The organism is Bradyrhizobium sp. HKCCYLS1011 (genome assembly GCF_051167795.1).
Lineage (GTDB): Bacteria > Pseudomonadota > Alphaproteobacteria > Rhizobiales > Xanthobacteraceae > Bradyrhizobium.
Genome location: NZ_JBNPTT010000013.1, coordinates 143,382 through 162,621, shown reverse-complemented (window position 1 = coordinate 162,621; position 19,240 = coordinate 143,382). Strand labels below are relative to the sequence as shown.

General features: G+C 64.7%; 17 protein-coding genes. 7 read left to right on the top strand and 10 right to left on the bottom strand.

Annotated elements, in window-relative coordinates:
• Positions 1-3: 3 nt before the first annotated feature.
• From ACQR1W_RS34740 to cpaB, 4 genes are read right to left on the bottom strand one after another with little or no spacing between them, the layout of a single operon-like run.
• The gene (locus ACQR1W_RS34740; RefSeq protein ID WP_434854988.1) at positions 4-1,278 is read right to left on the bottom strand and encodes an AAA family ATPase; all 1,275 of its coding nucleotides are present in this window, start codon (positions 1,276-1,278) and stop codon (positions 4-6) included.
• Entirely contained in the window at positions 1,275-2,039 is a 765-nt protein-coding gene (locus tag ACQR1W_RS34735; RefSeq protein WP_434854987.1) for a CpaD family pilus assembly protein, read from the bottom strand. Before ACQR1W_RS34735 ends, ACQR1W_RS34740 begins: the two co-directional genes overlap by 4 nt.
• Before the next feature lie 31 nt (positions 2,040-2,070).
• On the bottom strand, positions 2,071-3,540 hold the full coding sequence (locus ACQR1W_RS34730) for a type II and III secretion system protein family protein (protein ID WP_434854986.1): 1,470 nt from the start codon (positions 3,538-3,540) through the stop codon (positions 2,071-2,073).
• A 17-nt stretch (positions 3,541-3,557) separates the two neighbouring features.
• Entirely contained in the window at positions 3,558-4,355 is a 798-nt protein-coding gene (gene cpaB, locus ACQR1W_RS34725; protein WP_008967279.1) for a Flp pilus assembly protein CpaB, read from the bottom strand.
• A 615-nt stretch (positions 4,356-4,970) separates the two neighbouring features.
• Here cpaB and ACQR1W_RS34720 point away from each other — a divergent pair.
• From ACQR1W_RS34720 to ACQR1W_RS34710, 3 genes are all read left to right on the top strand, one after another.
• Entirely contained in the window at positions 4,971-5,660 is a 690-nt protein-coding gene (locus ACQR1W_RS34720; RefSeq protein WP_434854985.1) for a PilZ domain-containing protein, read from the top strand.
• A gap of 167 nt (positions 5,661-5,827) precedes the next feature.
• Positions 5,828-5,983: a hypothetical protein gene (locus ACQR1W_RS34715; RefSeq protein WP_434854984.1), complete on the top strand. Its 156-nt coding sequence runs from the start codon at positions 5,828-5,830 to the stop codon at positions 5,981-5,983.
• A 254-nt stretch (positions 5,984-6,237) separates the two neighbouring features.
• On the top strand, positions 6,238-7,167 hold the full coding sequence (locus tag ACQR1W_RS34710; protein WP_434854983.1) for an aspartyl/asparaginyl beta-hydroxylase domain-containing protein: 930 nt from the start codon (positions 6,238-6,240) through the stop codon (positions 7,165-7,167).
• A 1,096-nt stretch (positions 7,168-8,263) separates the two neighbouring features.
• On the opposite strand, the gene ACQR1W_RS34705 is transcribed toward ACQR1W_RS34710, so the two are convergent.
• From ACQR1W_RS34705 to galE, 3 genes are all read right to left on the bottom strand, one after another.
• Positions 8,264-8,965, bottom strand: coding sequence for a fumarylacetoacetate hydrolase family protein (locus ACQR1W_RS34705; protein ID WP_434854982.1), 702 nt, complete (start codon positions 8,963-8,965; stop codon positions 8,264-8,266).
• A gap of 29 nt (positions 8,966-8,994) precedes the next feature.
• Positions 8,995-10,800, bottom strand: coding sequence for an ABC transporter ATP-binding protein (locus ACQR1W_RS34700; RefSeq protein WP_434854981.1), 1,806 nt, complete (start codon positions 10,798-10,800; stop codon positions 8,995-8,997).
• Between the two features lie 106 nt (positions 10,801-10,906).
• A complete protein-coding gene (gene galE / locus ACQR1W_RS34695; protein ID WP_434854980.1) occupies positions 10,907-11,920 on the bottom strand; it encodes a UDP-glucose 4-epimerase GalE in 1,014 nt (337 codons plus the stop codon).
• A 127-nt stretch (positions 11,921-12,047) separates the two neighbouring features.
• Between galE and ACQR1W_RS34690 the strand changes: the two genes are divergently transcribed.
• On the top strand, positions 12,048-13,094 hold the full coding sequence (locus ACQR1W_RS34690) for a glycosyltransferase family 4 protein (protein WP_434854979.1): 1,047 nt from the start codon (positions 12,048-12,050) through the stop codon (positions 13,092-13,094).
• On the opposite strand, the gene ACQR1W_RS34685 is transcribed toward ACQR1W_RS34690, so the two are convergent.
• The 3 genes from ACQR1W_RS34685 to waaF form a co-directional block, all read right to left on the bottom strand.
• On the bottom strand, positions 13,076-13,600 hold the full coding sequence (locus ACQR1W_RS34685; protein WP_434854978.1) for a D-glycero-alpha-D-manno-heptose-1,7-bisphosphate 7-phosphatase: 525 nt from the start codon (positions 13,598-13,600) through the stop codon (positions 13,076-13,078). The two genes, ACQR1W_RS34690 and ACQR1W_RS34685, sit on opposite strands and share 19 nt — an antisense overlap.
• A complete protein-coding gene (locus ACQR1W_RS34680) occupies positions 13,597-14,193 on the bottom strand; it encodes a D-sedoheptulose 7-phosphate isomerase (protein WP_434854977.1) in 597 nt (198 codons plus the stop codon). The genes ACQR1W_RS34685 and ACQR1W_RS34680 overlap by 4 nt, the downstream gene beginning before the upstream one ends.
• A gap of 66 nt (positions 14,194-14,259) precedes the next feature.
• The gene (gene waaF, locus ACQR1W_RS34675) at positions 14,260-15,318 is read right to left on the bottom strand and encodes a lipopolysaccharide heptosyltransferase II (RefSeq protein ID WP_434854976.1); all 1,059 of its coding nucleotides are present in this window, start codon (positions 15,316-15,318) and stop codon (positions 14,260-14,262) included.
• 137 nt (positions 15,319-15,455) lie between these two features.
• Here waaF and rfaD point away from each other — a divergent pair, with 137 nt between their 5' ends.
• From rfaD to ACQR1W_RS34660, 3 genes are read left to right on the top strand one after another with little or no spacing between them, the layout of a single operon-like run.
• Positions 15,456-16,436, top strand: a complete 981-nt coding sequence (gene rfaD, locus ACQR1W_RS34670; protein WP_434854975.1) for an ADP-glyceromanno-heptose 6-epimerase — start codon at positions 15,456-15,458, stop codon at positions 16,434-16,436.
• 24 nt (positions 16,437-16,460) lie between these two features.
• Positions 16,461-17,930 carry a D-glycero-beta-D-manno-heptose-7-phosphate kinase gene (gene rfaE1, locus ACQR1W_RS34665; protein ID WP_434854974.1) on the top strand — a complete coding sequence of 490 codons (1,470 nt, stop codon included), beginning with the start codon at positions 16,461-16,463 and terminating at the stop codon, positions 17,928-17,930.
• On the top strand, positions 17,930-19,213 hold the full coding sequence (locus ACQR1W_RS34660; RefSeq protein ID WP_434854973.1) for an O-antigen ligase family protein: 1,284 nt from the start codon (positions 17,930-17,932) through the stop codon (positions 19,211-19,213). Before rfaE1 ends, ACQR1W_RS34660 begins: the two co-directional genes overlap by 1 nt.
• Positions 19,214-19,240: the final 27 nt, after the last annotated feature.

Below are 19,240 nucleotides of genomic sequence, written 5' to 3'. Positions count from 1 at the left end.
ATCTCACGCCGATCTCACGCCGAGCAGCCTCGCGATCGGGGCGAGCAGCGAGGCACGCGGTGCCTTTGGATCGACGCGGCCGGTCAGGCGGTTGGCGATCTCCAGAAACAGTTTGGGCGTCCGGTTCAGCGCCGCGATCTCGGCGATCATCTGGCCGTTATTGGCGGCCATTCCGAACAGCTTGCAGTCGAACGGAATGGTTGCCACCGGTTCGGCTTCGACCGTCTTGGAGAAGCGCTTGAGATCGATCTCGGGCCGTTTCGGCATGCCGACCTGGTTGAGGCAGTACAGCGGCGGCCGGTCGTTCGGGCGCGAGGCCTTGAGCACGCTCAAGAGATTTCTGGTGTTGCGCAGATTGGCGAGATCCGGCTCGGCGACCACCAGGATGTCGTCGGCGTTGATCAGCGCATGCCGGGTCCAGGCAGACCATTGATGCGGGATGTCGAGCACGATGCATTGCTGGGTCATGCGCAGCGTGTCGAGGATGGCATCGAAGGCTTCGGCGCCGAAATCGTAGACGCGCTCCAGCGTGGCAGGCGCCGCGAGCAGGCTCAGATGCTCGGAGCATTTGGCCAGCAGCCGCTCCATCAGCGCAGTGTCCGGCCGGTCCGGTTGGAATATCGCGTTGGCGATGCCCTGCAAGGGGTCTTGGTTGTAGTCGAGGCCAGCGGTGCCGAATGCCATGTCGAGGTCGATCACGACGGAGTCGAGCACGAGGGTATTGGCCATCGCCCACGCGACGTTATGCGCGACGGTGGAGGCACCGACCCCGCCCTTGGCGCCGACCACGGCAATGATGCGACCGGTGATCACGGCTTCGGACGCGGAAAACAGGCTGCAGATCGAGCGGATGATGTCGAGCGTCTCGACCGGCCCGACCACGTAATCATTGACGCCGCGGCGGACCAGCTCGCGATACGCCACGGTGTCATCGGGACCGCCGATGACGACGACGCGCGTACCGGGATCGCAGACGCCGGCCAGCTCGTCGAGTCCTGAGAGAATATCGCCGCCGGGCGGCGCCTCCAAGACGATCACGTTGGGCGTCGGCTGCGAGTGATAGGTCTCGATGGCTCGCGCCATGCCGCCCATCTTGATGGTGATATGCGCCTTGCCGAGCCGGCGATCCTGACTTGCGGCCTGCATCGCGGCGGAGGTTCGGTCGGTCTCGCAGAAGGCCTGCACGGAGACGCGCGGGACCGGCGCAATGTGATCGTCGGCAGCCGGGTGCGCCGACCCGGGCTGCTCTTCCTGGCTTTGAGGGGAAGCGCTGGTCATTTGCCTACGTCGCTGAGTTTGGCCTTGTCGGCGTCCGGATAGCTGATCGAGGTCGACTCGCCCTTGCGATATTTCTCGAACGCGGCGGAGCGGCGCGGCGTGTAGGCGGCCGACTCGGAGCGCGGCTGTTCGAGATCCGCCGGGTTATCGATCATGGCGGCGAGATTGCGCTGCGTGGCGCAGCCGAAATTCTGATAGTGCTGATTGTCGCTATAGCCGGGGTTGTTCAAGTTCGGTCCCAGGTCGTCCGGCCACAATCCGCACGGTCCGGCAACGGCCTGGATCTTCGGATAGCTAAGCCGGATCGCCGCCAGCAGGCGCGGATCTTCGGGCTGATAGTTGTGCAATTTGATGGCGTGGGCGGGAACGCCGCCGGCCGTCAGCATGGCGCGGATTTCGCGATAGGTCTCGGCCGCGGCACGCGCGTTCGGCGTATCGACGGGAACATCGGCCACGACGGCGCCGGTGCCTTCGCGCAGCCAGGAGCGCGCAAGGCCGGCAATGTCGTTGCGCTGCGGCGCGGTCAGGCCGCCGCGGTCATTGCCGACGAACACGACGATCGATTGCCTGCCTTCTTCGATCGCGATCGGATGCCGCATCTTGTAGTCGTCCGGGATCGTCGCGACGACCTCAGTGCTCGTATAGGTGCAGGCTCCGAGTGAAAGCGAGAGCGCGCCAACGAGGCCGCCGATCAGGCGCAAGGTCCGATGGCTTGTCCGATAGCTCGTCAGATAGCTCTTGGCCGCCGCTGGTTTCGACATAGTGGATTCCCCGTCCCCTCGAGCCGACAAATCAATCGATGATGAAACCGAAGCCGGCAGTGCGCCCCGAGACCGGCTCGATCCGCGCAGCGACGCCGTAGAGACGGTTGAGGCGGCCGAGCAGCGCCGATTCGGAGTCCGTCGCCGGCGCGAAGCCGTCGTCGGGACGCGACAGTTCTTTCTGGGCAACGGCACGCACCACATAGGGGGTCACCATCACCATCAGTTCGGTCTCGTCGTTGACGTAGTCCTGGCTGCGGAACAGCTGGCCGAGCACCGGCAGCTGATCGACGCCCGGCAGACCATTGATCGCTTGCTTGGTCTGGTTCTGGATCAGGCCAGCCATCGCCATCGAACCGCCCGACGGAATCTCCAGCGTGGTCTCTGCGCGGCGGGTCCGGATCGCTGGGATCGTCACCGAGGAATTCTGGCTCGCGCTCAAGGCGTAAGAGACGGTGATCGCATTGTCGTTCGACAGTTCGGAGACTTCCGTCATCACGCGCAGGCTGATCCGGCCCTCGCTGAGCACGACCGGCGTGAAGTTCAAGGAGATGCCGAACTTCTTGAAGGTAACCTGGGTGGTACAGATGCGGGTGGTCGGGTCGCAGCCATAACCGCCCGGAACCGGGAATTCGCCGCCGGCGACAAAGGTCGCGGACTCGCCAGAGATGGCGGTCAGGTTCGGCTCGGCCAGTGTCTTGACCACGCCGGCCTGCTCCATCGCACGCATGGTGGCGGAGACCGAGGACAGGCCGCCGCCGGTGGCGCTGAGACCGTTGTTGGTGACCAGCGACTTGCCGAGGGCGGTGAAGGGATTGGCATTGTTGAAATTCACCACGGCGGTGCCGTAGTTCAGGCTGGCGCTGAGATCGATGCCCATCTGCTTGATGATCTCGCGGCGGACTTCCGCGACGTTCACCTTCAGCATCACCTGATCTCGCCCGCGCACCACGATCGAGTTGACGACCTTGTCCGGGCCGCCGACCAGCCGCGCGGCGATTTCGCCGGCCTGCTGCGCCTCGACCGGGCTCGAGACCGAGCCGGTGAGCATCACGCTGTCGCCGACACCATCGATCTTGACGCCCGGCACACTCTGGCTGAGCGCCTGGCGCACGCCGTTGAGGTCGCGCTTGATGGCGATGTCATAGGACGCGACCTGCTGCCCTTCGGCGTCGAAGAACACCACATTGGTCTGGCCGACCGAGGCGCCGATGATGTAGGCGCGTCGCGCCGAGCGCACGACCGCATTGGCGATCTTGGGATCGGCGACCAGCACGTCTTTCACGTCCTGCGGAAAATCGACCACGACGGACTTGCCGATTCCGAGTGACAGGAAGCGGACCTTCGACGATCCGGCCGACACGACAGGCGCGTCGGCATGGTCATCCGCTGCGATTGCCGGTGTAAACGCCGGGTTGAGCGTCAGGCCGGCGATGGCCGAGGCGGCGAGCGCACGGGCGATGGCGCTCCCCAGCTTCGATCGATGTTGCCCGCAATTCATCTTCCACTTCCTTTCGGTCACTTCTGTGCCGTTTGCGAGCTTGAGACGCCGTAACGCACGATTTCGATGGAGCCACCGCTCTTCGGCGCCTTCGCGTCCGCGCTGGCCTCCACCGCGTTGATGTCTGCGATGCTGCGCAGCGCCAGCGACAGCAAGCCGCTCTGGCGCGCGCGGGCGAGAGCCTCGGCCTGCTCAGGCTTCAATTCGAGCGTGACCGTCTTGCCCACCACCGTGTTCTGGCCTTCCTTTTCCTTCGGGGCCTGATCGATCGCGAGCACGCGGACGTTGGACAGGATGATCTCGGAGTTGATGACGTCGGGTCCGCCGGGGTGGTCGGTGTTCTTGTCGCGTTTCGACAGGATGACGTCGACGCGATCGTTCGGCAGGATGAAGCCGCCGGCGCCGGTCTCGGGCGATATCTCGGTCGAAACGGCGCGCATGCCGGCAGGAAGGATGGCGGCCATGAAGCCGGAGCCGTCGGCCCTCACCAGCTTCTGTTCGCGGATCGGCTCGCCGATCAGGAATGGGCTGCGCGCTATGGAGCCGACCAGCTGGTTCGCCGCATCAGGACGATCGCTGCGACGGATGAAGATGTTGCTCGCGGCTTCCGGCCATGTCTGCCAGATGAGGTCGCCTGGCTTGACGGGTTGCCCCAGTCCGATCTCAGCTTTTGCGACGAGGACTTCAACGGTCGGCAATTGCGCGACGGGTGCGGCAGGCGCCTCCTGCTGCTTATCAGCTGTGCTGACGAGATAGGCCGCGATGCCACCTGCGCCGAGAGCGATGGTCAGCACCACGATGCGTGCGGTCATCATACGCGTTACTACTCTTAACTCATACGCCGGGGATGCGAACAAGCCGCTGACGGCTCCCCCTGTCGCGTATGACTAAGCGCCAATAGTATAAGCGAACTTGCAATCTCGAGCCGATCGCGGTCGTCGCAAATGGCGATTGCGGCAATGGTGAACGCGGAGTTATTCCGGCAATTGTGCAATCAGGCGAACGCGTTGGCGCCCGTGCAAACACTGGATTGCGCGGCAGGGTTGGGCGCCTGTGCGCGTGGCGCTATCACCGGTTGTGGTGAGCTCATTGCAGCGCATTCTGGCGCGGATCAGGAGCTACGAAGTCGGCATCGTCGACGAGCGAGGCATGGTTGTCCAAGCTCAACTACACCCGTAATCGAACGGGGTCCAATCTTCAGGAAGCGGAAAGGGATCGGACATATCATCACTACGGGGGAATCCGACTCCTGCATTTCAAAGTTCGTTAGCAAATTTCCGCGCAGCATCCCCGCGTCAATACGGTCCTATTCCGAACTGCTTCGGCCGGCCTGCGCCTTACGTCGCGGCACGAGCCATCGCAGGCAGCAGCAAGCAACAGCTGGTCGACGGAAGGGAGCCGTTCTGGTCTTCGCGAACGAGAGGCGCGCAATGTCGGTGGCCCGATTCCTTAAACAGCGTGCGGTCAGGATCCAGTCGGTGGGCTCCTACACGCTTGGAAACTGGTATGATCCGCAAGGCAGACCGCGGTGTTTCGCCTGTCGTACCACGCGCGTGTCGCCCTTTCGCATGCTGCTTGATGCGCCCGTCGTCGGCAGGATCGGCGATCGCCTGACGTCGTATTTCCGCGATTTCGGCAAGTTCGACGGTGAGATCAGCGACACCATCCATGGCGGCTTTCTGCTCGAGCTCGCGATGACGCGCGCGCAGCGCGCGAAGTTTGCCGAGAAGCTGGTGTGGCTGGAGAAGAGGCAGAAGGATCCGACGGTTCGCGATTCCCGCAAGGACGCGCGCTTCGTGCCGAACTCGCCGCATACGGCGCTGACCCTCGCTGATGGCAGCAGCGTGCCGTGCTTCCTGATCGACGCCTCGCTATCGGGAGCGGCGGTGTCGTCCGAGTTTCAGCCCGAGATCGGGATGCCGCTTGCGGTGGGCAGTTGTGTGGGACGCGTCATCCGCCTGTTTCCGGATGGGTTCGCTGTCCGGTTCGAGGAGCGGATGGGAACCGCGGTTGAGCTGGAACGGCGTGTCATCACGCCGCCGTGGCGTCCGACGCGACCGAAGCTCTACGTGCCTGACCAGAGGCCGATCGAGCGCGTTCAAGAATTCCACTTGCTCTGAGCTTGCGTGTCGGAGACTCGACGCCACCTCGATGGCCTGGTGGGGGCGGGGAGCGGCGCACTGTGTGACCGAGCTGAGGCCGGGCAATGCCGGGCCTGACGGTTAACGCGACATTAAGCTCATCGTGAAAACTTGACCTGCCGGGTGCTCACGGCAGGAGAACTCCAATGGAGGCTCAGAAGACCGCGGTGGATGCCGTCGTCGCCTTGACCGGCTGCGATCGCGATGCAGTGACTGCTTTCATCCGCAGGCTTTATCTGGCCGGCGTCAGGGACCCCAAGCGTCTCACCTTCAAGGGGCTCCAGGAACTGGCGCGGACCTGAAAACCCCACCGAGGTTTTCACAGCGCCTTGCGCCCGGGAACCGGCCCAGCAGGGGCCACGGCGTGCTGTTGCCGTCCGGGCACGCCCCGGGAATTTTGGGCAGCCCTGGTGTTCACAAGTCGCTCCCGAGGGGGTGCGGCGCTCTGTACTTCCGGCTATCTTCCCGTCTCGCGGCCAATATCAGAACACCCCAGTGTCGGACCAGATTCGGTCCTGCTCTCGTTCTGTGTCGGCCGGTTGATGGGACACCGGACATGCTGACACAGCTTTTCGCGCCACAGCTCGTGGGCCTCTACATCCTCATTGGCTCGACGATCTATGTGCATTTCCGCGGCAAGCAGCGGCTGCGGCTCGCCCGCCAGCTCGGCGACCACTCGACCTATCTCGCGCCCTACAACGTGCTGATGTATGCGGGCTCGGCCGTGCCGAACGAGCCGGTGATCCCGGTCGAGCAGTTTCCGGAGCTGCAGAAGCTGACCGACAATTGGGAGATGATCCGCGAGGAGGCAGTGCGCCTGTTCGACGAGGGCTTCATCCGTGCGGCGGCGAAGAACAACGACTGGGGCTTCTACTCGTTCTTCAAGAGCGGCTGGAAACGCTTTTATCTCAAATGGTACGACGATTTTCTTCCCTCGGCGCGCACGCTCTGTCCGAAAACGGTTGAGCTGTTGAATTCGATTCCGAGCGTGCACGGCGCCATGTTTGCGATGCTGCCGCCGGGCGGCAAGCTCGGCGCCCACCGCGATCCGTTTGCCGGGTCGATCCGTTATCACCTCGGGCTGGTGACACCCAATTCGGACAAATGCCGGATCCTGGTCGACGGCGTACCCTGCGTCTGGCGCGACGGCGAAGCCTTCATGTTCGACGAAACCTTCATCCACAGCGCCGAGAACGCCACCGACGTCAATCGGATCATCCTGTTCTGCGATGTCGAGCGCCCGATGAAATACGGCTTCATGACCGCGATCAACCGCTGGGTCAGCCATCACATCGTCAAGGCCTCGGCGACGCAGAACGTCGACGGCGAGCATGTCGGCGTGCTGAACAAGGTGTTCGGCAAGATCTATGAGTTTCACCTTGCCACCCGCAAGGTGAAGGACTGGAATCGCACCGTGTACTACGCCGCCAAATACACGCTGACGGTGGCGATCGTCGGCCTGATCGTGGTGTCGGCGTTCCGGTGAGGGACGGGTTGATGCCTTACTCTCTGCTGTCATCGTCCGCGCAGGCGGACGATCCAGTAAACACCAGCCTTCCGTTTTCCACACTGCCGTCTCGGCGTACTGGATGCCCGCCTTCGCGGGCATGACGAAGTTTAGCTGATTGGCGCGCAACGACGCACACGCGAGCGACGACCCGTCGGGCAAATCACGTTAATCCGAAGTCGATTGTCAATCCCTTCGGAAAAACATAAATCGCTTTGTCGCTCCCCCAAATCAGCGGTATTGTCCGTCCATTCCGTTGCACGGTAGGGGACGGTTCGCGGTCGTCACGGACGTTGGCAGCGGGATGCGGTGGACGCGGGCGGACGCAGTGTGATCAACACCGACGAACGGTCGCCTGCGGACGGTGAAGGCGTGTGGTCCCGATACTCCGACGCTAGTATCTCGCGCTGATGCGCAAGCATCATGCGCACATGGTGGCCAGAAAGCCCGGCGCACCAGGGAGAGCGCGCTATAGCCCGTTAAAACCATCGCGCGGGGAAGGCCGGGTGTGTTCGGCCAGACCTGTGGTACCTGCCGCCTGCATTTTTGCTGCAGGCGGGCCACGGGCGCGGCCAGCGCCCGGCCTTCCCTGCGCCCTCCACTTCATGAGGGTGAGGACCTCGGGCATAGCTCGGACGCTGAGCGTCGCGAGGTCGCGGATGCTCATGCCATGCTTAACCCCATACGCTGTTTGAGATTGTGCATCAGACGATGCCGCGAGCTCGTACTCACCCTCCCCTGGAGGAGGAGGCTCGATCGCGCGCGAAGCGGGCGAGCGGGGTGGGGTGATCTCTCGACCCGAGAGTGCTGGTTTGAGATGGGATTTCTGAATTGTGCTGCCAAGCGCTCCTGGGTCCCGGCTCTGCGGTGCGTCACTTTGCGCCGCACCGCGTCCGGGACAAGATATCTGGCACTTAAGTCGATGCCGTCTCGACCGTCGCGCACTGCTCCGTGTCCCGGACGCGGTGCAGCACGGAGTGCTGCGCCGCAGAGCCGGGACCCAGCCGTCGTCAATGAAAAGGCCGCGCTGGGCGCGGCCTATGGGGATCGCCTGAAATGCTTAGTCCGGCCCCGCTCAGGCCGGCTCGCCGATCGAGACCTTCAGCGTGCCGACACCGTCGACGCCGCACTCGATCTTGTCGCCGGGCACCACGGCCGCAACGCCGGCGGGCGTTCCCGTCATGATGATGTCGCCGGCACCGAGTTCGACCTGCTGGGACAGCTTCCAGATGATCTCCGGCACGCTCCAGATCAATTCGGTGAGGTCGCCCTTCTGCCGCTCGGTGCCGTTGACCGACAGCCAGATCTTGCCCTTGGCAGGGTGGCCGATCTTGGCGGCGGGCAGCACGGCCGAGCAGGGCGCGGAGTGATCGAACGACTTGCCGACCTCCCAGGGACGCTCCTTCTTGCGCGCGGCAAGCTGCAGGTCGCGCCGGGTCAGATCGATGCCGACGGCGTAGCCGTAGACGTGGTCGAGCGCCTTCTCGGTCGGGATGTTGAGGCCGCCGCTCTTCAGCGCGACCACCAGCTCGACCTCGTGATGCATGTCCTTGGTCAGCGGCGGGTAGGGGATCACGGCGCCTTCCGGCGCCAGCATGTCGGCATGCTTGGCGAAGAAGAACGGCGGGTCGCGCTCGTCATTACCCATCTCGCGGATGTGCTCGAGATAGTTGCGGCCGACGCACCAGATGCGGCGGACGGGGAATGCACCGGTTTCCCCGACGACGGGGAGCGCGGCTTGCGGCGGGGCCGGAATGACGAAATGGGTGGCGCTCATGAATGGTCTCGGCGGCTATGAGGATCGGTTCAGGACGTGGCGCTCATCGGGATGACGACAGGCCCCATGTCGCGCTGCTGCAGGCGGAAGAACGAAGCATAGCGGCCGCCCCGGCGCAACAGATCGTCATGCCGGCCGCGTTCGACGATGTCGCCGGCCTCGACGACGAAAATGGCGTCGGCATGCATGATCGTGTGCAGGCGGTGGGCGATCACGATGGTGGTGCGGTTCTGGCAGAGATGCTCGATCGCCTCCTGCACCTGCCGCTCCGATTCGGAGTCGAGCGCGGCGGTCGCCTCGTCAAGCAGGATGATCGGCGCGTTGCGGATCAGCGCGCGCGCCACCGCGATGCGCTGGCGCTGGCCGCCGGAGAGCTGGGTGCCGTGCTCGCCGGCCGGGGTGTCGTAGCCGAGCGGGAAGCTCATGATGAAATCATGAGCGCAGGCGGCTTTCGCGGCCTCGATGATCTCGGCCTCCGTCGCGCCGGGCTTGCCGAAGGCGATATTGGCGCGGATCGAGTCGCGGAACAGGTAGACGTCCTGGCCGACATAGGCGGTCTGCTCGCGCAGCGAGCGGCGGGACACGGCCGAGATCGACTGGCCGTCGATCAGGATCTCGCCCTCCGTCGCATCGTAGAACCGCAACAGCAGCCCCAGCACGGTGGACTTTCCGCCGCCGGAGGGGCCGACCAGGGCCGTCACCTTGCCGGGCTCGGCCGTGAAGCTCATCCGGTTGAGCACGGGCTCCTTGTTGCGATAGGCGAAACTGACGTCGCGGAGCTCGATCCGCGCGTCGGTCAGCTTCAGGGCCGGCTTCTCGTCATCGGGCTGTTCGGTCGCCGGGCTGTCGACCACCTCGAGCAACATGCGGGCGCCGACCAGCTGGCTGTTGAGGTCGATGTTGAGCCGGGCGAGCCGCTTGGCCGGCTCGGTCGCCATCAGGAACGCGGTCATGAAGGAGAAGAACTGGCCGGGCGTAGCGTTCAGCGCCACCACGGCATAGCCGCCATACATCAGGCAGCCGGCGACGGCGAAGCCGCCGAGCATCTCCATCAGCGGGTTGGAGCGGTTCGACACCCGCGCCATCTTGTTGGCGTTGCGTTCGACAATGGCGATGTTCTCGTCGATGCGTGTGCGCATCGCATCTTCCAGGGTGAACGCCTTGACGGTGCGGATGCCCTGCAGCGATTCCTGCATGGTCTCCAGAATGTCGGCGGTGCCGGAGAACTGGTCGTAAGCGAGCCCCTTGATGCGCTTGACCAGCTTGCGCAGCACCAGCATCGCCGGCGGCACCGCGACGAGGCCGATGAACGACATCAGCGGGTCCTGCGACACCATCACGGCGATCATGCTGATCAGGAGCAGCAGGTCGCGGCCGATCGCGTTGATCAGCATGTTGAGCACATCGGTGATCGATTTCGCGCCCGCGGTCAGCCGCGCCAGGAATTCGGACGAATGCCGCTCCGAAAAGAAACCGATGCTCTCGTTCATCAGCTTGCCGAACAGCCGCCGCTGGTTGTTGGCGAGAATGGCGTTGGAGATCTTGGACAGGATCACCGCATAGCCGTAGGTCGTCACGCCCTTGACGAACAGCAGCAGCACGGTGACGCCGGAGAGCACGGCGATACCGGGAATGCTCTTCTCGACATAAGCCTTGTTGATCACCTGTCCCAGGATGTAGGCGGCGCCTGCGCTCGCGGCCGCCGAGAGCCCCATCAATGCAAAGGCCGTCAGATAACGTCGCCAATAGGCGATGCCCTGTTCCATGATCAGGCGGCGGATCAGGATCGCGGCGCCATACGGATCGTCGGTGATCTTCTTCGGAAAGTCGGCCATTCTGGTCCCTCACCGGCCCCGCGCAGATCGCCGGGCCGGCACCGGGCTGCATGCCCGCTTGGGACGGTTTTTTCAAGCCCAATAAGGGCTTGTCGGCCCGATCACATTAGGCGGAGGCCAGCTCTCGGGCGTCGCTGTTGCGTTCGCGGAACAGTTTTTCCTCCCAGGCGAGCGCGTGCGCAGCAATCGCGTCCAGATTGGCGTAGTGCGGGGTCCAATCCAAGAGCGTGTGCATGCGGCTGGCATCGGCAACCATTGCCATGATGTCCCCAGGGCGACGCGGACCGTATTGGACGGCGATGGCGCGCCCGGAGACCCGCCGCACCGCCTCGATGGTTTCCAGCACCGAATAACCGCGGCCATAGCCGCAGTTCAGCGTCACCGAGCCGCCTCCACCGCAGAGATAAGCCAGCGCTGCGCGATGCGCCTGGGCGAGATCGGTGACATGGATGAAATCGCGGATGCAGGTGCCGTCCGGGGTCGGATAGTCGGTGCCGTAGACATCGATCTTGGCGCGCTGGCCGGTCGCCACCTCCATTGCGATCTTCATCAGATGGGTCGCGCCAACAGTCGCAAGCCCGATGCGGGCCAGCGGATCGGCACCGGCCACGTTGAAATAGCGCAGTACGACGTAGTTCAAGTCATGCGCCGCGGCCACGTCGTGCAGCATGATCTCGGCCATCAGTTTCGACGTGCCGTAAGGCGAGTTTGGGCGCGTCCGCGCCGTCTCCGGCACCGGAACCTGCTCCGGATCGCCGTAAACCGCAGCCGTCGACGAGAACACGAAGCGGCCGACGCCACGCCGCACCGCGGCGTTGAGCAGGCTGCGCGTGGTCATGGTGTTGTTGCGGTAGTAGAGCAGGGGATCGCGCACCGATTCCGGCACCACGACGGAGCCCGCGAGATGGATGATGCTGTCGATGCCATGCTGGCTGATCACGCCGTCGACGAGATTTTCGTCGCTGCAATCGCCGATGAACAGCGGCACGCCTTCGGGGACGAAGCTGGAAAAGCCTGTGGAGAGGTTGTCGATCACGACGACGCTTTCGCCGGCTTCCGCCAGCGCAAGCACCGTGTGGCTGCCGATATAGCCGGCGCCGCCAGTGACAAGCACAGTCATTATTTGACGCAATCCCTGTTGTTTTGCGGCAAACTAGCGCTGGCGCAGTGAACGGCGGGTTTCGCCTGGGCTGAACTGGCTTCCATGCTTAATGTTGCGTATAGGAGCGCGCCTAACGGAGCTTGACGTGCCCAAACAGTCATTTTCAGCCGCCGATCTCGATGTCATCGTGCCAAACCTGCACAGGCGCTATTCCGGGGTCACGGCAACCAACCGTATGGTTGCGCCGAAACTCGCGGTGCGCTGCCGCGCGGCGTGGTTCGGCTCCCATGCGCCCGAAGGCATTGCACGCATGGGCGCGGCGGATCTGCTGCGATTATGGGGCCGCCGGTGGCCGGTGATCTGGCACGCACGCCGCAACAACGAGATGATCGTGGGCGTGGTGTTGCGCGCGCTGGGCTGGCGGCTCAAGCTGGTGTTCACCTCGGCCGCGCAGCGCCATCACACCTGGATCACGCGCTGGCTGATCCGCCAGATGGACGCGATCATTGCCACCAGCGACATCTCCGCTTCCTATCTGAAGCGCGAGGCGACAGTGATCACGCACGGCGTCGACACCGACGTCTACGCGCCGCCGCCGGATCGGGCGGCGGCGTTTGCGGAGAGCGGGTTGCCAGGGGCTTACGCCATCGGTTGCTTCGGCCGGGTGCGGGCGCAGAAGGGGAGCGACGTCTTCGTCGAGGCGATGTGCCGGCTGCTGCCGCATTATCCGGATTTCTCCGCCGTGCTGGTCGGCGCGGTGACACCCGAGCAGATGCCGTTTGCGAATGAACTGCGCAAGAAGATCGCTGCAGCGGGCCTCACGCAACGCATCATCATCACCGGCGAGCTCGAGATCACGCAAGTGCAGCGCTGGTATCAGCGGCTCACCATCTACGCATTCACCTCGCGCAACGAGGGCTTTGGCCTGACCCTGATCGAGGCGATGGCGGCGGGTGCCGCGCTGGTGGCCGCGCGCGCCGGCGCGGCCGAGATCGTGGTCGAACAGGGCGTCACCGGCGTGCTGGTGCCACCAGGCGATGTCGATACGCTGGTGGCTGCGCTGGAGCCGCTGATGCGGGACCCGGCGGCGGCGCATGCGATGGGCGAGCGCGCCCGCGCGCGCGTGATCGAACAGTTCAGCCTGGAGGCCGAAGCCGACAAGATCGCGGCGGTTTATCGTCGGCTGGTCTGAGCGATCACATCGGCTACGAAGGCGTCGAGATCGCCGCCGGCGAACAGAAAGCCGGGCAAGCCGGCGGCCTGCGCCGCCTCGATGTCGGAGGTGCGGTCCCCGATCACAAAGCTGCCGTCGCGCTGGACCGGCCAATGCGCCATCAGGTCGAGGATCATGCCAGGCTGTGGCTTCCGCCACGGGTGTTCCTGCAAATAGCGCGCGACGGTGCCTTCGGTGTGATGCGGGCAATAGCGGATGTCGTCGATCACGGCGCCTTGGGCGGCGAGTTCGGCGCGCATCCAGTCGTGCAGAGCGACGACGTCGTCCTCGGTGAACAGGCCGCGAGCAACGCCGGACTGATTGGTGAAGAGGAAGACGTGATAGCCTGCATCGTTCAGCCGGCGGATGGCCTTGGCCACATTCGGCATCCAGCGGATTCGTTCGCGTGTACCGATATAATTGTCGTCGTGATTGAGGACGCCGTCGCGATCGAGAAACGCGGCCGGCTTCGGCGTGGCGCTCATGGCTTGCCGGCCTCGCGCAGCATCGCCTCTTCCACCATCTCGCAGATGCCATGGGCGGTAGCGAGGTGGATCTGCTGAATCAACGGCGTGTCGTCACTGGGGGCGACCAGAAGTCGGTCGCAAAGATCGCCCATCGCGACACCCTTTGTGCCGGTGAATCCGACCGTGGTCAGCCCGCGCTCGCGCGCCTTGCGCAGCGCATGGAGAATGCTGAGCGAACGGCCGGAGGTCGATATCGCCAGCAGCACGTCGCCGCTGACGCCGAGGCCTTCGACCTGGCGCGCGAATACGTGGTCATAGCCGTAATCATTGCCGATCGCGGTCAGCGCCGAGGTGTCGGTCGTCAGCGCGATCGCGGCGTAAGCGGGACGCTCCTTCTTGTAACGGCCGACGATCTCCGCGGCGATGTGCTGGGCATCCGCGGCGCTGCCGCCATTGCCGATGATCAGGAGCTTGTTGCCGGCACGCAATGCCGCGATGACGATGTCGGCGATCTCACGCGCCGTCGCCAGCAGCGTTGCATCCTTGCTCGCACGCTCGAAGACCGCGAGCGATCGGGCGAGATGGGCTGCGATGAGATCGGGCTGGCTCACGATTCGGGCTCCGTGACCGGGTGCGCTCTTCCGTACTGATCGGTCGCGTGATCCGCAACCATGCCGTTAGCGCGCGGCGCGGGCGCCGACCTCGGCCAGCACGCGGCCTGCGATCTCCGCGACCTTGGTGGCGGGGATGTCGCGCATGCAGCGATGGTCGTTCATCCGGCAGATCGGGCGGTGGCAGGGCTGGCAGGGCACGTGGGTCTTGGTCTGGATGGTGGCCGCGAGCCCGTTCAGCGGCGCCCAGTGATAGGGGCTGGTCGGGCCGAAAATGCCCATCGTCGGCGTGCCCAGGGCTGCGGCGACATGCATCAGCCCGGAATCGTTGGAAATCGCCACCTGTGCGGCCGCCAGCGCAAGCACGCCGTTCCGCAGGTCGGTCCCGGTGAGATCTCGCACCTTCGGCCCGCCGGCGGCCACGATCTCGTTCGCCAAACCCTTTTCGCCGGGGCCGCCGACCACCCAGACATCGACCCCTTGCGCCGTCAGCAGGCGGGCGGCCTCGCCGTAATAGGGCCAGCGCTTGCCGGAGCCGACCGAGCCGGGCGCCAACGCCACCGCGGGTCCGGTGCCCACACCATTGGCCTGCCGCCAGCGTTCGACCTCCTCGGGTGGAACCCGGAGCTGCGGCACCGGCCATTCCGATGGCCGCGGCGCCCCGTCCGGCAGCGCCAGCGCGGCCTTCTTGTCGATCAGCCGGGGCAGGGCCTTCTCGCCCCAGCGCCAGCGATTGACCAGACCGAAGCGGAATTCGCCGACGAACCCAACCCGTTCCGGGATACCGGCCAGCGCCGGTGCGATTGCCGATTTCCAGGTGCGCGGCATGATCAGGCAAGTCTGGTACCGCCGTTCACGCAGGAGGGCAGCAAGACGCCATTGTTGGAGCAGCGCCAGCCGGCTGCGCGGCAGGTTCCACACAATCCCGGCGCGCACACCGGGCATGTAATCCAGCAAAGGGGCGCAGAGCGAAGTGGTCAGGATATCCACCGGCCGATTCGGCCATCGCTCCTTTAGGACGCGCACGACGGTATGGCCGCGGACGAAATCGCCGATCCACATATAGGGGATGATCAGGATCGGGCCTGTCTCGTCCGCTTCCGTCACGATTGAGTTAAGATTCATTCTTTGTTCGCTTCGCGCTCCAGCTCCGCTGGTAGCTGCTCGGCTGCGTGAGGTAAAGCCATCGCGCAAACCGCTTACACTTTGCCGGCGCATGCGCTACGGCAGAGGCCGCTTCAAGCATCGAGGTCTGCAAGGAAATGTTGCTCGTAACCGGCGGCGCCGGCTTTATCGGGTCGAATCTGGTGGCGGCGCTCAACGACGCCGGGCGGACCGATGTCGTTGTCTGCGACCGGCTCGGGGATGAGGGCAAATGGCGCAATCTTGCCAAGCGGCAGATCGCCGACTTCGTTCCACCGGCCGAGCTTGCGGACTGGCTGAAAGGACGGCGGCTCGACGCCGTGTTGCACCTGGGTGCGATCTCCGAGACCACTGCGACCGATGGCGACCTCGTGGTCGAGACCAATTTCCGCTTCTCGCTGCGGCTGCTCGACTGGTGCACCGCCAGTGCGACGCCGTTCATCTATGCCTCGTCGGCCGCGACCTATGGCGACGGCGCGCAGGGTTTTGCGGACGATCCGTCGCTGGCCGCGCTCAAGCACCTGCGCCCGATGAACCTCTATGGCTGGAGCAAGCATTTGTTCGACATGGCGCTCGCCGCACGCGCCGAGCGGCGCGAAAAGATGCCGCCGCAACATGCCGGATTGAAGTTCTTCAACGTGTTCGGCCCCAACGAATATCACAAGGGCACGATGATGAGCGTGCTGGCCCGCCGCTTCGACGACGTCAAGACAGGGCGGCCCGTGCAGCTGTTCAAATCGCACCGCGACGGCATCGCCGACGGCGACCAGCGGCGCGATTTCATCTATGTCGACGATGTCGTGCGCGTCATCCTGTGGCTGCTCGCGACGCCATCGGTATCGGGTCTGTACAATGTCGGTACCGGCGAGGCGCGCAGCTTCAAGGACCTGATGCTGTCGGCCTATGCCGCGCTCGGCACCACGCCCAACATCGAGTACATCGACATGCCCGAGGCGATTCGCGGCAGCTACCAATATTTCACGCAGAGCGAGGTCGATCGGCTGCGCGCGGCCGGCTATAACGGCGGCTTCACGACGCTCGAGGATGCGGTTGGCCAGTACGTCAGAGGCTACCTCGACTCGACTGACCGCTTCCGCTGATTTTCGATCCAGAGACCCCCCGCGATGTTCGATTTCGATGCCCTGTCGCAAGCGACCGCCCGCCAGACTGTGCTCTGTGTCGGCGATCTCATGCTGGACGAATTCGTTTATGGCGAGGTGTCACGGATCTCGCCGGAGGCACCGGCCCCGGTGATCGCGGTCCAGCGCAGCGAGACCAATATCGGGGGCGCCGGCAACGTCGCCCGCAACATTGCCGCGCTCGGCGCGCGCTGTATCTTCGTTGGCCTCGTCGGCGATGACGCGGCGGGCCAGCAGTTGAGGGCAGAGCTGGCGCGGGAAGCCGGCATCGAGAGCGCGCTGGTGACCGATCCGGCGCGGCCGACGACGCGCAAGGTGCGCTTCGTGTCCGAACATTACTCGACCCACATGTTGCGCGCCGACTGGGAGCGCGCGGCGCCCGCCGCAGCCGAGGTCGAACAGAAACTGATCGATACGATTCTGCCGCTGATCAATCGTGCCGACATCGTGCTGCTCTCGGACTATGCCAAGGGCGTGCTGACGGCGCGCGTGATCCGGCACGCCATCGATGCCGCGCGCAAGGCCGGCAAGCGCGTCGTCGTCGATCCCAAAAGTGCGAATTTCGCGATCTATCGCGGCGCCACCCTGCTGACGCCGAACCGCAAGGAATTTTCCGAAGCCACGCGCAGCCGTGCCGACACCGAGCAGGAGATCGCCTTTGCCGCGCAGGATGCGATTCAGCTCGCCGATTCCGAGGCGATCCTGGTGACCCAGAGCGAGCGCGGCATGACCCTGGTGCCGCGCGAGGGCGCGCCTGTCCACGTGCCCGCTTATCCCGTGAAGGTCCGCGACGTCTCCGGCGCCGGTGATACCGTCGTGGCCGTGCTGGCCGCGACGTTGGCGGCCGGCGCTGACTGGGAGGACGCCCTGCGCATGGCGAGCGCCGCTGCGGCGGTTGCCGTCAGCAAGCAGGGCACGGCCAGCGTCACGGCAGCCGAACTGCGACACAAGATCCTGCCGCCCGCCTATCTCGCGGCCGAGGAAAAGATCGTTCGCGGCGATAGCGACCTGGCGGCGCGGGTTGCGGATTGGCGGGAGCAGGGGCTGCGTGTCGGCTTCACCAACGGCTGTTTCGATATTCTGCATCCTGGCCATGTGAAAGTGCTGACCGCGGCGCGCGCCGCCTGCGACCGTCTTGTCGTCGGTCTCAACAGCGATGCATCGGTGAAGCGGCTGAAGGGCGAGAACCGCCCGGTGCAGGACGAGCGCGCGCGCGCTGAAGTGCTCGCGGCGCTTGAGGCGGTCGACATCGTCGCGATCTTCGGCGAGGACACGCCGATCCGCCTGATCGAGCTGGTGAAGCCGAGCGTGCTGGTCAAGGGCGGCGACTACACCCGCGAGCAGGTGGTTGGGTACGAGATCGTCGAGGCTGCAGGCGGCCAGGTGATCCTGATCGATATCCTCAAGGGGTTTTCGACCACGGCCCTGGTCGATCGCGCTCGGGGAAACACGTGATGACGGCGCTCACTGGCGAGTCCCCGGTCGTGCTGCCGTTGCGACGCTGGCGCGACCCTGCGGCCTGGCGGACCACGGTCGACGTGGTCGCGATCCTGCTCGCGGCTGCGCTGCCCTGGTCGACGTCGCTGGTCTCGATCCTCGGTGTTGTCCTGCTGATCACGATGCTACCGCATCTCGATCTCGCGGCGTTTCTGCGCATGTTGCGGCGGCCGATCTCGATCGCACCCGTTGCCTTGTTCGCGCTCGCTCTGCTCGGTACGCTCTGGTCGGACGCAGCCTGGGGTGCACGGCTCTATGCCGTAGGTCCTGCGGCCAAGCTGCTGGTGCTGCCGCCGCTGTTCTATCATTTCGAACGGTCGCAGCGGGGCGTCTGGGTCTTTGTCGCGTTCTTGGGCTCCTGCGTGCTGATGGTGGTGGCGTCAACAGCGGTCGCTTTCGATCCAGCGCTGGCGCTGAAGCCAAATGCGGATCACGGTATCTTCGTGAAGAACTATATCGACCAAAGCCAAGAATTCTCGCTCTGCGCCGTGGCGCTGGCCTATCCGATGGCGCGTTTTGCGGGAGAGAGACGCTGGCCGCTCGCCTTGCTGATGCTTGTGCTCATGCTGGCCTTCCTCGCCAACATGGTGTTCGTGGTCACCTCGCGTACGGCGCTGGTGACGATACCGATCATGCTCGCGGTGTTTGGCCTCATCCATCTGAGGTGGCGCGCCAACCTCGTGATCCTGCTGGCGGCGCTTGCACTCGGCGCAACCGCCTGGACGGTTTCACCGCAGCTCCGGCAGAAGGTCGCGACTTTCACAGACCAATATCAGGCCTACAAGGAAGATCGTGCCGTCACGTCGATCGGCGAGCGGCTGGAGTTTTGGCGTAAGTCGCTGCATTTCTTAGCGGAGGCACCGCTGACTGGTCATGGCACGGGAGCGACGCGCCATCTGTTCGAGCTTGCCGCCAGCGGGCGCTCCGATCTGTCCTCGGGACAGGTGGTCGGCAATCCGCACAACCAGACCCTCTACGTCGCCGTGCAGTGGGGCGCGCTCGGGATCATCATCCTGTATGCCATGTGGCTGTCGCATCTGTTGTTGTTTCGCGGCGACGGGCTTGTCCCCTGGATCGGTCTCCTGGTCGTGGTGCAGAACATCTTCACCTCCTTGTTCAACTCGCACATCTTCGATTTTCACGAGGGATGGATGTATGTCATGGGTGTGGGCGTGGCGGGTGGCATGGTGCTGAAGGCGCGCCTGCAGCGGGCGTCATTCCCGGAGAGCGCCGCGTCATGAAGCTCGGTTTGGTTCACGGGTCGATCG